The following is a 13,733-nucleotide window of genomic DNA, read 5'->3' as shown; positions in this document are numbered from 1 at the left end:
GTGGGCGGGGTTTTCTGCGTTTAAAGGGGGTCGGAGATGTCCGCCACCACGGCGTCCAGGGCGGATGTCAAGGCATCGGCGTCAACGAAGGCACTGTAGCCGTGGGCCCCGGCACCCATGGAGATCCGCCTGCCGGTGATGGTGGCATCCGCATAGACAGGCCACGGGGTGGTGCTGCCCAGCGGGGTGATGGTGCCGCGCTCATACCCGGTCGCATCCAGGGCCATGTCCGCCGGCGGCAGTGACAGCTTGTTGACTCCCAGGAGGGTGCGCAGCTTCGGCCAGGAGATCTGCCGGTCACCCGGAACCAGCGCGAACAGGAAAGTCCCGTCCTTGTGCTTGACCACCAGCGACTTGACGATGTCCGCGGGGCTGATTCCCAGGATGCCGGCCGCTTCCTCGAGGCTGCGGGCGGCCGGGCGTTCCACAATTTCGACTTTCAGGCCGCGGGCGGCGGCGTCGGCCAGGAACCGTTCCTGCCCGGCGCCGTCCGCACCGTTTGAGGCTGCCACAGCCATCAGTCGCGGTAGAGCAGGAGCGCCTCGCCCTGCCCGCCGCCCCCGCACAGGGACACGGCGGCCTTTCCGGCTCCCCGGCGCTTGAGCTCGTGGGCGGCATGGACCGCCAGGCGTGCACCGGAAGCTCCGATCGGATGCCCCAGGGCAATGGCCCCGCCGTGGATATTGCACTTCTCCAGCGGATAGTCCAAGTCCTTGAGGGACTGCACCGCTACGGATCCGAAGGCCTCGTTGATCTCTATGAAGTCCAGATCCGCCGTGGTCCACCCTGCCCGGCCCAACGCGTTCATGATGGCGTTCGACGGCTGCGAGTGCAGTGAGTTGTCCGGCCCGGCCACCTGGCCCGGCTTGCCCACCACGGCCAGGTACTCCAGGCCGTGGGCCTCGGCATAAGCGCGCGAGGAGAGCACCAGGGCGGCGGCGCCGTCGGACAGGGGCGACGAGTTGCCGGCGGTGATGGTGCCGTCAGTGACGAACGCAGCCCGCAGCCCGGCCAGGGACTCGATGGAGGCGTTGGGGCGCACGCCCTCGTCCGTGTCCACCACCAGGGGATCTCCCTTGCGCTGCTTCACGCTGAGGGGGACGATCTCGTCGTCGAATGTCCCGTTCTTTGCCGCCAGCGCCGCGCGCTGGTGCGACTGCGCAGCCACGTTGTCCTGTGACGTCCGGTCGATGCCCAGGCTCAGGTTCCGGGTCTCCGTGGACAGGCCCATCGACTGGCCATCAAAAGCGTCGGTCAGTCCGTCGTGGGCGGCGGCGTCCAGGGCCTGGATGGAGCCGTAGGTCCAGCCCTGCCGCGAGCCGGGCAGCAGGTGCGGCGCCCGGGTCATCGACTCCTGGCCGCCGGCCACCACCACGGCGGCCTCGCCGGCCCGGATCATCCGGGCGGCGTCAATGACTGCCGTCAGCCCTGAGAGGCACACCTTATTGACCGTCACGGCCGGAACGTTCCAGCCGATGCCGGCACCGACGGAGCTCTGCCGGGCGGGATTCTGGCCGGCACCCGCCTGCAGGACCTGGCCCATGATCACCACTTCGACATCGCCCACATCCACCCCGCTGGCATCCAGCGCGGCCCGGATCGCGTGGGCGCCGAGGTCCACCGCGGAGAAGCCCGCCAGCTGGCCGTTGATGCGGCCGGTGGGGGTACGCGCTGCCCCGAGGATAACAACGTCATTGCTGTCATGAGAGTTGGCCATGGTTGTCTCTTCCACTCTGATTCGATGTAAGCCACCAAGGCTATCGTGACCCTGGTCACCTAACTATTCAAACGCCGGGGCCGCTATGTGCATTCCGGCCTTTGCGTTTTGCGGCAGGAGAGAAGTCCCCATCGGTTCGGGATGCACGACGGCGGCGGCGTGCGTAGGGTGGGCGGCGGACATTTTTTGCCGGTGAGCACCCCCCCCGGACGCGGGGCGGACGGAGAAGTAACGTGAAGAAGACCCTGGCCCTTGTAGGCGCTGCCGGCCTGGCGGCCTTGACCGGGTGCTCCGTCTCATCCCCGGCACCCGCCGGCGCGTCGCCGTCGGAATCCCCCGCGCAGTCTGCCGGCGGGATCAAACCGGCGCCATCGGCTTCCGGCACTGCAGCCGGAGGCGCGAGGGAGGCGTGCGAGCGTTTCAACTCCCTGTTCGCCGAGTATGGAGCCGTCCCGGCCGACGACCCCGGCGGCTATGAGGAAATCTACCTGCAGGCGGAGGATGCCAAGGACACGGTGGCGGGGGACCTTCGGGGCCTGTTCGCTTCCCTCAGCCTTCTGGCTATCGACCATTCTTCGGCCGCCGAATCGGGCAGCGCGCCGGCCCAGGAATCCAAGGACGCCGTGCGCGACGCGGTGTTCGCGAACTCCGGAACCTGCACGGCGGAAGGGGTCACTCTCCGGCTCTGAATGGTGCGGGAGGGTATCCGGCGCCCCTAAAAACAAGTGCTTGCATTCCGGCCGGATGTGGGGTAGACACGTAGGATATTTTGCCGTATCGTAGATATTTGCGTCTTCCCTGTTTACCTTCAGCCTTCATATAGCGGTGGGCTTTGCCTGGCAGCTGACAATCAACGTGCCGTAACAACGTCACAGCATAGTCGGTGCCGGCCCCGGGTCATATAGCGGAACCGGATGGTAGCGCTGCGGACTCTGTCTGCAGGGTGCACAGCGGGGGAGATCTGAAAACGCCTGAAGGTCTGTGGAAGGATCCCTCTTGGTCGCCTCGAGCACCTCTAATAACGAAACCGCTAACACCGCCGACAGCACTGATGGTGCCACTCGCCGGCTTTCATTCGCAAAGATTCACGAACCTCTTGACGTTCCGAATCTGCTTGCCCTGCAGACGGACAGCTTTGACTGGCTGGTCGGCAACGAACGCTGGCAGGCACGCGTAGCAAAGGCTGTCGAAGAAAACGATCTCAGCGTCGCCACCACGTCCGGCCTCTCGGACATCTTCGAAGAAATCTCCCCGATCGAGGACTTCCAGGGCACCATGTCCCTGAGCTTCTCCGATCCGGAGTTCGCCGACCCCAAGTACACCATGGCCGAGTGCAAGGACCGGGACGCAACGTACTCGGCTCCGCTGTACGTCAAGGCCGAGTTCATGAACAACAACACGGGCGAAATCAAGCAGCAGACCGTGTTCATGGGCGACTTCCCGCTGATGACCGAGAAGGGTACCTTCGTGGTCAACGGCACCGAGCGTGTGGTCGTCTCCCAGCTGGTCCGTTCCCCGGGCGCCTACTTCGAGCGTGCCGCTGACAAGACCAGCGACAAGGACATCTTCACTGCCAAGATCATCCCGTCCCGCGGTGCATGGTTCGAGCTCGAAATCGACAAGCGCGACCAGGTCGGTGTCCGTCTCGACCGCAAGCGCAAGCAGTCCGTCACGGTCCTGCTGAAGGCCCTCGGCTGGACCGAAGGCCAGATCCTCGAAGAGTTCGGCCAGTACGACTCCATGCGCGCCACCCTGGAGAAGGACGCCACCGAGACCCGCGAAGACGCGCTGCTGGACATCTACCGCAAGCTGCGTCCGGGCGAGCCGCCCACCGTCGAGGCTGCCCAGTCCCTGCTGGACAACCTGTACTTCAACTCCAAGCGCTACGATCTGGCCAAGGTCGGCCGCTACAAGATCAACCGCAAGCTGGGCATCGACCGTTCCCTTGGCGACAAGGAAGCCTCGGTCCTGCACGTTGAAGACATCGTCGCCATGATCAAGTTCCTCGTCGCGCTGCACGCCGGCGAGAAGACCATCAAGGGCGTCCGCGACGGCCAGGAAGTTGACCTGCGCGTCGAGATCGACGACATCGACCACTTCGGCAACCGCCGCATCCGCGCCGTCGGCGAGCTCATCGAGAACCAGGTCCGCACCGGCCTGTCCCGCATGGAGCGCGTTGTCCGCGAGCGTATGACCACCCAGGACGTCGAGGCCATCACGCCGCAGACGCTGATCAACATCCGCCCCGTGGTTGCAGCCATCAAGGAGTTCTTCGGAACTTCCCAGCTGTCGCAGTTCATGGATCAGAACAACCCGCTCTCGGGCCTGACCCACAAGCGCCGCCTGTCGGCCCTTGGCCCCGGTGGTCTGTCCCGTGACCGCGCCGGCATGGAAGTCCGTGACGTGCACCCGTCCCACTACGGACGTATGTGCCCCATCGAAACCCCTGAAGGCCCGAACATTGGTCTGATCGGTTCGCTGGCATCCTACGGACGCATCAACCCGTTCGGCTTCATCGAGACCCCGTACCGCAAGGTCAAGGACGGCGTCGTGTCCGACGACGTCCAGTACCTGACGGCCGACGACGAGGCCGAGGTGCTGATCGCCCAGGCCAACGCGCCGCTGGACGAGAACAAGCGCTTCGCCGAAGAGACCGTCCTGGTCCGTGCCCGTGGTGGTGGAGGCGAGCCCGTCCTGGTCCCCGCTGAAGACGTCGAGTTCATGGACGTTTCCCCGCGCCAGATGGTGTCCGTGGCTACGGCCCTGATCCCGTTCCTCGAGCACGACGACGCCAACCGCGCACTCATGGGTGCCAACATGCAGCGCCAGGCCGTGCCGCTCGTCCGTTCCGAGGCCCCGTTCGTGGGCACCGGCATGGAGCGCGCCGCTGCCGTGGACGCCGGTGACGTGGTCATCGCGAAGAAGGCCGGTGTGGTCACCGAGGTCTCCGCCGAGCTCGTCATCATACTTAACGACGACGGCACGGAAACCAACTACCGCATTAACAAGTTCGCCCGCTCCAACCAGGGCAACTGCTACAACCACCGTGTCCTGGTGAACGAAGGCCAGCGCCTCGAGGTCGGCGGCATCATCGCCGACGGCCCGGCAACGGACCAGGGTGAGCTTGCCCTCGGCAAGAACCTGCTCGTGGCATTCATGTCCTGGGAAGGCCACAACTTCGAGGACGCCATCATCCTCTCGCAGCGCATCGTTGCCGAGGACGTCCTTTCCTCCATCCACATCGAGGAGCACGAGATTGATGCCCGCGACACCAAGCTTGGTGCCGAGGAAATCACCCGTGACATCCCCAACGTGTCCGAGGAAGTCCTGGCAGGCCTTGACGAGCGCGGCATCATCCACATCGGTGCCGAGGTCGAAGCCGGCGACATCCTGGTCGGAAAGGTCACCCCGAAGGGTGAAACCGAGCTGACCCCGGAGGAGCGCCTGCTGCGCGCCATCTTCGGTGAGAAGTCCCGCGAAGTGCGCGACACCTCCTTGAAGGTGCCCCACGGCGAGTCCGGCACCGTCATCGGCGTCCGCGTCTTCGACCGCGACAACGACGACGAGCTGCCCCCGGGCGTCAACCAGCTGGTCCGCGTCTACGTGGCTGCCAAGCGTAAGATCACCGACGGCGACAAGCTCGCCGGCCGCCACGGCAACAAGGGTGTTATCTCCAAGATCCTCCCGGTCGAGGACATGCCCTTCCTTGCCGACGGTACCCCCGTTGATATCGTCCTGAACCCGCTGGGTGTTCCGGGCCGTATGAACGTCGGCCAGGTGCTCGAGACGCACCTTGGCTGGGTCGCCAAGACCGGCTGGAAGATCGAAGGCGAGCCCGAGTGGGTCAAGCAGCTGCCCAACCTGCCGCGCGAGAGTGGCCCCACCACCGTTGCCACGCCGGTGTTCGACGGCGCCCGTGAAGAGGAAATCACGGGCCTGCTGGACTCCACCAACGTGACCCGCGACGGTGAGCGCCTGATCAATTCGTCCGGCAAGACCCGCCTGTTCGACGGCCGCTCCGGCGAGCCGTTCCCGGATCCGATCTCGGTCGGCTACATGTACATCCTGAAGCTCCACCACCTGGTGGACGACAAGATCCACGCCCGCTCCACCGGCCCGTACTCCATGATCACGCAGCAGCCGCTGGGTGGTAAGGCACAGTTCGGTGGCCAGCGCTTCGGTGAGATGGAAGTGTGGGCGCTTGAAGCCTACGGCGCCGCCTACACGCTCCAGGAACTCCTCACGATCAAGTCCGATGACATTCACGGCCGCGTGAAGGTCTACGAAGCGATCGTCAAGGGCGAGAACATCCCGGAGCCGGGTGTTCCCGAGTCCTTCAAGGTGTTGATCAAGGAAATGCAGTCGCTGTGCCTGAACGTGGAAGTCCTCTCCACGGACGGAACCACAATTGAAATGCGTGACTCTGATGACGCAGTCTTTACGGCTGCGGAGGAACTGGGCATCGATCTGTCTCGTGCAGAGCCCAGCTCCGTAGAAGAGGTCTAAGGAGTCCGACGACGGCGGGCCCCGTCCGCCGTCGTCCTCCTTCCTTCTCCCGCACCCAAGACTTCAGAATTTAGAGAACAAGAGAGAACAGGGACCATATGTCCAGCGAATCCTCCTTCGGCCTCATGCAGATCGGCCTCGCCACCGCGGAAGACATCCGTGGCTGGTCTTACGGCGAGGTTAAGAAGCCGGAAACCATCAACTACCGCACGCTCAAGCCCGAGAAAGACGGCCTCTTCTGCGAGAAGATCTTCGGCCCGTCCCGCGACTGGGAATGCTACTGCGGCAAGTACAAGCGCGTGCGCTTCAAGGGCATCATCTGTGAGCGCTGTGGCGTCGAAGTCACCCGCGCTAAGGTCCGCCGAGAGCGCATGGGCCACATCGAGCTGGCCGCACCGGTCACGCACATCTGGTACTTCAAGGGTGTTCCGTCCCGCCTGGGCTACCTCCTTGACCTGGCACCGAAGGACCTCGAAAAGGTCATCTACTTCGCTGCCTACATGATCACCAGCGTCGACGAGGCTGCCCGCCACGAGGAACTGCCCAACCTGCAGGTTGAGCACGACATCGAGAAGAAGCAGCTGATCGACAACCGCGATTCCGATATCGCGGCGATTGCCCGCGACCTCGAAGGCGAAATCGCCCGCCTGGAGGCCGAAGGCGCCAAGGCTGCCGACAAGAAGAAGGCACGCGACTCCGCCGACCGCCAGATGGCGAACGTGCGTAAGCGCGCCGACGCCGACATCGAGCGCCTCGAGCAGGTCTGGGACCGCTTCAAGAACCTGAAGGTCGCCGACCTCGAGGGTGATGAGGGCCTGTACCGCGAACTGCGCGACCGCTACGGCATGTACTTCGAAGGCTCCATGGGTGCCGAAGCCATCAAGAAGCGCCTTGAGAGCTTCGACATGCAGGCCGAGTCCGATCTGCTGCGCGACGTCATCGCCAACGGCAAGGGCCAGCGCAAGACCCGCGCCCTCAAGCGCCTCAAGGTGGTCAACGCGTTCCTGACCACCAACAACAGCCCGCTTGGCATGGTCCTCGACGCCGTCCCGGTGATCCCGCCGGAACTGCGCCCCATGGTCCAGCTGGACGGTGGCCGCTTCGCGACCTCCGACCTCAACGACCTGTACCGCCGCGTGATCAACCGCAACAACCGGCTCAAGCGCCTGCTTGACCTGGGCGCCCCGGAGATCATCGTCAACAACGAGAAGCGCATGCTTCAGGAAGCTGTTGACAGCCTCTTCGACAACGGCCGCCGCGGCCGTCCGGTCACCGGTCCGGGCAACCGGCCGCTGAAGTCCCTGAGCGACATGCTCAAGGGCAAGCAGGGCCGTTTCCGCCAGAACCTCCTCGGCAAGCGCGTCGACTACTCCGGCCGTTCGGTCATCGTCGTCGGCCCGCAGCTGAAGCTGCACCAGTGCGGCCTGCCCAAGCAGATGGCGCTGGAGCTCTTCAAGCCGTTCGTGATGAAGCGCCTGGTTGACCTCAACCACGCCCAGAACATCAAGTCGGCCAAGCGCATGGTGGAGCGTTACCGTCCGCAGGTCTGGGACGTGCTCGAAGAGATCATCACCGAACACCCGGTGCTGCTCAACCGTGCACCTACCCTGCACCGCCTGGGTATCCAGGCGTTCGAGCCGCAGCTTGTTGAAGGCAAGGCCATCCAGCTGCACCCGCTGGTTTGTGGCGCGTTCAACGCCGACTTCGACGGCGACCAGATGGCAGTCCACCTGCCGCTGAGCCCCGAAGCCCAGGCTGAGGCCCGCATCCTGATGCTGTCCTCGAACAACATCCTGAAGCCCTCGGACGGACGCCCGGTCACCCTGCCTTCGCAGGATATGATCATCGGCCTCTACCACCTGACCACCAAGCGGAAGGGTTCGGCCGGCGAAGGCCGCATCTTCGGTTCGGTCTCCGAGGCCATCATGGCGTTCGACGCCCGCGAGCTGCACCTGAACTCGCAGGTCAAGATCCGCCTCGAAGGCTTCGTGCCGTATGCCGGCTGGGAAGCCCCCGAGGGCTGGGAGCCGGGCCAGCCCGCGCTTGTCCAGACCTCCCTGGGCCAGGTGCTCTTCAACGAGACTCTGCCTGAGGACTACCCGTGGGTTGAGGCTGTTGCCGACAAGGGCGAGCTGTCCCGCATCGTCAACGACCTCGCCGAGCGCTACCCGAAGGTCGTCACGGCTGCCACGCTGGACAACCTGAAGGATGCCGGTTTCTACTGGGCCACGCGTTCGGGCGTCACTGTCGCCATCTCCGACATCGAGGTCCCGGCTGCCAAGCCGGAAATCCTTGCCGGGTACGAGGAGCGGGCCGCCAAGATCCAGGGCCAGTACGACAAGGGCCTGATCGACGACGACGAGCGCCGCCAGGAACTGATCGAGATCTGGAACAAGGCAACCAACGAGATCGCTTCGGTGATGCGTGAGAGCCTGTCCCCGATGAACACCATCAACCGCATGGTGTCCTCCGGTGCACGTGGTAACTGGATGCAGGTCCGCCAGATCGCGGGTATCCGTGGCCTGGTGGCCAACCCGAAGGGTGAGATCATCCCGCGCCCCATCAAGTCCTCCTATCGTGAGGGCCTGTCGGTGCTGGAATACTTCATCGCCACGCACGGTGCCCGTAAGGGTCTCGCCGATACCGCTCTGCGTACCGCCAACTCGGGTTACCTGACCCGTCGTCTGGTGGACGTGTCCCAGGACGTCATCGTCCGCGAAGAGGACTGCGGCACCGAGCGCGGCCTGGTCACGCCCATCGCCGTCGCCGATTCCAACGGCGAGCTGGTGCTGGACGAGAACGTGGAGAACAGCGCCTACGCACGTACGCTGGCTGTCGACGTCGTGGACTCCGAGGGCAAGGTCCTCGCCGCGGCCGGCACCGACTGCGGCGACGTCGTCATCGACGAGCTGTTCAAGGCAGGCATCACCGAGGTCAAGGTCCGCTCCGTCCTCACCTGTGAGTCCAGTGTCGGCACCTGCGCCCTGTGCTACGGCCGTTCGCTGGCCACCGGCAAGACCGTGGACATCGGCGAGGCCGTGGGCATCATTGCCGCACAGTCCATCGGTGAGCCCGGTACCCAGCTGACCATGCGTACGTTCCACACCGGTGGTGCAGTCTCCGCCAGCGGTGGCGACGACATCACCCAGGGTCTGCCCCGTATCCAGGAGCTCTTTGAAGCCCGTACTCCGAAGGGTGTTGCGCCGATTGCCGAGGCAGCCGGCCGCATCACCATCGAAGAGTCCGAGCGCCAGATGCGCCTGGTCATCACCCCGGATGACGGAACCGAAGAGATCGCGTACCCGGTCCTGCGCCGTTCACGCCTGCTGATCGAAGACGGCGACCACGTCACCGTCGGCCAGAAGCTGATCAACGGTCCTGTGGATCCCAAGCAGGTCCTGCGCATCATGGGTCCCCGTGCCGCTCAGAAGTTCCTGGTGGACGAGGTCCAAGGCGTGTACCGCAGCCAGGGCATCGGTATCCACGACAAGCACGTCGAGGTTATCGTCCGCCAGATGCTGCGCCGCGTCACGGTCATCGAGTCCGGCGAATCGGACCTGCTCCCCGGCGAACTCGCCGAGCGCAGCCGCTTCGAGGACGCCAACCGCCGCGTTGTATCCGAGGGCAAGACTCCCGCATCCGGACGTCCCGAGCTCATGGGTATCACCAAGGCGTCGCTGGCCACCGAGTCCTGGCTGTCCGCGGCTTCCTTCCAGGAGACCACCCGCGTCCTGACGCAGGCGGCCATGGAAGGCAAGAGCGATCCGCTGCTTGGCCTCAAGGAGAACGTCATCATCGGTAAGCTGATCCCGGCCGGCACGGGCCTCCCGCGCTACACCGAGGTCACCGTCGAGCCCACTGAAGAAGCGAAGGCCAACCTGTTCACAGGCCCCAGCGCGTTCAGTGACTTCTCGTACGACTCCCTGGGCGGCGACGGAGCTCCTGAGTTCCACGCCATCCCGCTGGATGACTACGACCTGGGCAACGACTTCCGGTAGCGGGCAGGGCGGTCCCTTTCGTGTCGCGTTCCGCGCCACGTAGGGACCCTCCGCCCTGCCCTTAGGCATTAAAAGGGATGGTCCCGCACCCCACGGTGCGGGACCATCCCCGTTTAACGGGCCGATTAAGGCAAGGAGGCCGTCCATGCTAGACTTGTTACCAATTGTTATTGTGGCAGTGGATGAGTGCGCCGGCCCCAGCTGAGAGGCTGAGCCAGAGCGACGTTTCCGGTTTGCAGGGTTCTTGTGCAACGTATGCCACATTTTCGCATGCCTAGGGACATTTTGACGCGAGTCGGGTCATGGGCATGGGATCCGACTATTAAGGCTTCGCCTTCGCCGCCTTCGGAGATTCCTCCAAGGGCCCGGGCGGCGGGGCAACGCAACAAGAGAGCGGCCGGAAGCGGCTGTTCCGGATAAAACGGAGAACACGAGAGTGCCTACGATTAACCAGCTGGTCCGCAAGGGCCGCACGCCTAAGGTCTCAAAGACCAAGGCTCCCGCGCTTAAGGGCAGCCCGATGCGCCGCGGTGTTTGCACCCGCGTCTACACCACCACCCCCAAGAAGCCGAACTCGGCTCTGCGTAAGGTGGCACGTGTGCGCCTCAACGGCGGCGTGGAAGTAACCGCCTACATCCCCGGTGTTGGCCACAACCTGCAGGAGCACTCCATTGTGCTCGTTCGCGGTGGTCGTGTTAAGGACCTCCCGGGTGTCCGCTACAAGATCGTCCGTGGCGCCCTCGATACCCAGGGCGTGAAGAACCGTAAGCAGGCCCGCAGCCGCTACGGCGCAAAGATGGAGAAGAAGTAATATGCCTCGCAAGGGTCCGGCCCCCAAGCGGCCGCTCGTTTCGGATCCGGTTTACGGCTCCCCGCTGGTAACCCAGCTCATCAACAAGGTGCTCGTTGACGGCAAGAAGTCCACGGCAGAGCGCATCGTCTACGGTGCCCTCGAAGGCGCACGCGCCAAGTCCGGCGGCGACCCCGTTGCAGCCCTGAAGAAGGCCATGGACAACGTTAAGCCTTCCCTCGAGGTCCGCTCCCGCCGTGTCGGTGGCGCAACGTACCAGGTTCCGGTTGAGGTTAAGCCGGGACGCTCCACCGCACTCGCCCTGCGGTGGCTGGTGGGCTACTCCAAGGCCCGCCGTGAGAAGACCATGACCGAGCGCCTCCAGAACGAAATCCTGGATGCCTCCAACGGTCTCGGTGCCGCTGTGAAGCGTCGCGAAGACACCCACAAGATGGCCGAGTCCAACAAGGCCTTCGCACACTACCGCTGGTAATACTCCCCGGACGCCGCCGGCTCAAAAGAGCCGGCGGCGAACGCGTAGTCCATCCCAAAAGGAGACCCCGTGGCACAGGACGTGCTTACCGACCTTAGTAAGGTCCGCAACATCGGCATCATGGCCCACATTGATGCCGGCAAGACCACCACAACCGAGCGCATCCTGTTCTACACGGGTGTGAACCACAAGATCGGCGAAACGCACGACGGCGCTTCGACCACTGACTGGATGGAACAGGAAAAGGAACGCGGCATCACCATCACGTCTGCCGCCGTGACCTGCTTCTGGGAGAACAACCAGATCAACATCATCGACACCCCCGGCCACGTTGACTTCACCGTTGAGGTAGAGCGCTCTTTGCGCGTCCTCGACGGCGCCGTTGCCGTCTTCGATGGCAAGGAAGGCGTTGAGCCGCAGTCCGAGACCGTGTGGCGCCAGGCTGACAAGTACAACGTCCCGCGTATCTGCTTCGTCAACAAGATGGACAAGCTGGGTGCTGACTTCTACTTCACCGTAGACACCATCATCAGCCGCCTCGGTGCCAAGCCGCTGGTCATGCAGCTCCCCATCGGTGCCGAGAACGACTTCATCGGCGTCGTGGACCTGCTCTACATGCGTGCACTGGTGTGGCCCGGCGATGCCAAGGGTGACGTGACCATGGGCGCGAAGTACGAGATTCGTGAGATCCCGGCTGACCTCCAGGAAAAGGCCGAAGAGTACCGCGCGAACCTGGTTGAGACCGTCGCGGAGTCCTCCGAGGAACTCATGGAGAAGTACCTCGAAGGTGAAGAGATCTCGATCGACGAGCTCAAGGCCGGCATCCGCAAGATGACGATCAACTCCGAGCTCTACCCGATCTTCTGCGGTTCCGCGTTCAAGAACCGTGGCGTTCAGCCGATGCTCGATGCAGTTGTCGATTACCTGCCGAACCCGCTCGACGTCCCCCCGATGGTCGGCCACGACCCTCGCGACGAAGAGAAGGAACTGACCCGCAAGCCTTCCGCCGAAGAGCCGTTCTCCGCACTGGCCTTCAAGATTGCTGCGCACCCCTTCTTCGGCCAACTCACCTTCATCCGCGTGTACTCCGGTCACGTGGAAGCAGGTGCCCAGGTGGTCAACTCCACCAAGGGCAAGAAGGAGCGCATCGGCAAGCTGTTCCAGATGCACGCCAACAAGGAAATGCCTGTTGAGGGCGCTACCGCCGGCCACATCTACGCAGCCATCGGTTTGAAGGACACCACCACGGGTGACACCCTGTGCGATGCCAACCACCAGATCGTGCTCGAGTCCATGAGCTTCCCTGAGCCCGTGATCTCTGTCGCCATCGAGCCGAACACCAAGGGTGACCAGGAGAAGCTGTCCACAGCCATCCAGAAGCTCTCCGCTGAGGACCCCACCTTCCAGGTGTCCCTCAACGAAGACACCGGCCAGACCATCATCGCCGGCATGGGCGAGCTCCACCTGGACATCCTGGTGGACCGCATGCGCCGCGAGTTCAAGGTCGAGGCAAACGTGGGCAAGCCCCAGGTCGCCTACCGCGAGACCATCAAGCGGGCCGTGGAACGCCACGACTACACCCACAAGAAGCAGACCGGTGGTTCGGGCCAGTTCGCAAAGATTCAGATTGCGATCGAGCCGCTGGACACCGCCGAGGGCGAGCTGTACGAGTTCGAGAATAAGGTCACCGGTGGCCGCGTTCCCCGCGAGTACATCCCGTCTGTTGACGCAGGTATCCAGGATGCGCTGAACGACGGCGTCCTGGCCGGTTACCCGGTTGTGGGCATCAAGGCCACGCTGGTTGACGGCGCGTACCACGACGTTGACTCCTCGGAAATGGCGTTCAAGATCGCTGGCCGTATGGCTTTCAAGGAAGCTGCACGGAAGGCGAACCCCGTCCTGCTCGAACCGCTGATGGATGTTGAAGTCCGCACCCCTGAGGAATACATGGGTGAAGTTATCGGTGACCTCAACTCCCGCCGTGGCCAGATGCAGTCCATGGAGGATGCACAGGGTGTCAAGGTTGTTCGTGCGCACGTTCCGCTGTCCGGCATGTTCGGCTACATCGGCGACTTGCGCTCGAAGACCCAGGGCCGTGCTGTGTACTCCATGACGTTCAACAGCTACGCCGAGGTCCCGAAGGCTGTTGCCGACGAGATCATCCAGAAGAGCCGCGGCGAGTAGTCCTCACGGATTCTCAAAGCGAACATCCCGGGTGCGCGGGCCGGA

General features: G+C 64.0%; 8 protein-coding genes. 6 read left to right on the top strand and 2 right to left on the bottom strand.

Annotated features, from left to right (window positions below; all coding sequences use genetic code 11):
* Window positions 1-20: 20 nt before the first annotated feature.
* The gene (locus tag AC5RU7_RS03035; protein ID WP_494051004.1) at window positions 21-518 is read right to left on the bottom strand and encodes an aminoacyl-tRNA deacylase; all 498 of its coding nucleotides are present in this window, start codon (window positions 516-518) and stop codon (window positions 21-23) included.
* Entirely contained in the window at window positions 518-1,717 is a 1,200-nt protein-coding gene (locus tag AC5RU7_RS03030; RefSeq protein WP_494051351.1) for an acetyl-CoA C-acetyltransferase, read from the bottom strand. Before AC5RU7_RS03030 ends, AC5RU7_RS03035 begins: the two co-directional genes overlap by 1 nt.
* Window positions 1,718-1,950: 233 nt before the next feature.
* Here AC5RU7_RS03030 and AC5RU7_RS03025 point away from each other — a divergent pair, with 233 nt between their 5' ends.
* From AC5RU7_RS03025 to fusA, 6 genes are all read left to right on the top strand, one after another.
* Window positions 1,951-2,406 carry a hypothetical protein gene (locus AC5RU7_RS03025; protein ID WP_494051003.1) on the top strand — a complete coding sequence of 152 codons (456 nt, stop codon included), beginning with the start codon at window positions 1,951-1,953 and terminating at the stop codon, window positions 2,404-2,406.
* Between the two features lie 307 nt (window positions 2,407-2,713).
* Complete coding sequence (gene rpoB / locus AC5RU7_RS03020) at window positions 2,714-6,223, top strand: DNA-directed RNA polymerase subunit beta (protein WP_494051002.1); 3,510 nt, start codon at window positions 2,714-2,716, stop codon at window positions 6,221-6,223.
* A 98-nt stretch (window positions 6,224-6,321) separates the two neighbouring features.
* Window positions 6,322-10,221: a DNA-directed RNA polymerase subunit beta' gene (locus tag AC5RU7_RS03015; RefSeq protein WP_494051001.1), complete on the top strand. Its 3,900-nt coding sequence runs from the start codon at window positions 6,322-6,324 to the stop codon at window positions 10,219-10,221.
* Window positions 10,222-10,657: 436 nt separating this feature from the next.
* Window positions 10,658-11,032, top strand: coding sequence for a 30S ribosomal protein S12 (gene rpsL / locus AC5RU7_RS03010; RefSeq protein WP_009358312.1), 375 nt, complete (start codon window positions 10,658-10,660; stop codon window positions 11,030-11,032).
* 1 nt (window position 11,033) lies between these two features.
* Window positions 11,034-11,504, top strand: a complete 471-nt coding sequence (rpsG, locus tag AC5RU7_RS03005) for a 30S ribosomal protein S7 (RefSeq protein WP_003803829.1) — start codon at window positions 11,034-11,036, stop codon at window positions 11,502-11,504.
* A gap of 69 nt (window positions 11,505-11,573) precedes the next feature.
* Window positions 11,574-13,688 (top strand): elongation factor G, encoded by a 2,115-nt coding sequence (fusA, locus tag AC5RU7_RS03000; protein WP_494008932.1) that lies wholly within the window; start codon window positions 11,574-11,576, stop codon window positions 13,686-13,688.
* The last annotated feature ends 45 nt before the right edge of the window (window positions 13,689-13,733 follow it).

It is taken from the genome of Arthrobacter sp. K410C, from assembly GCF_059090105.1.
Note: the sequence above shows the minus strand (reverse complement) of the source record. Positions and strands in the feature narration are given on the sequence as shown.

Excerpts from the sequence above, each read along its gene's own strand:
- AC5RU7_RS03015 (WP_494051001.1), top strand. The coding sequence starts at position 6,322 with ATGTCCAGCGAATCCTCCTTCGGCCTCATGCAGATCGGCCTCGCCACC.
- AC5RU7_RS03035 (WP_494051004.1), bottom strand. The coding sequence starts at position 518 with ATGGCTGTGGCAGCCTCAAACGGTGCGGACGGCGCCGGGCAGGAACGG.
- AC5RU7_RS03030 (WP_494051351.1), bottom strand. The coding sequence starts at position 1,717 with ATGGCCAACTCTCATGACAGCAATGACGTTGTTATCCTCGGGGCAGCG.
- rpsG (WP_003803829.1), top strand. The coding sequence starts at position 11,034 with ATGCCTCGCAAGGGTCCGGCCCCCAAGCGGCCGCTCGTTTCGGATCCG.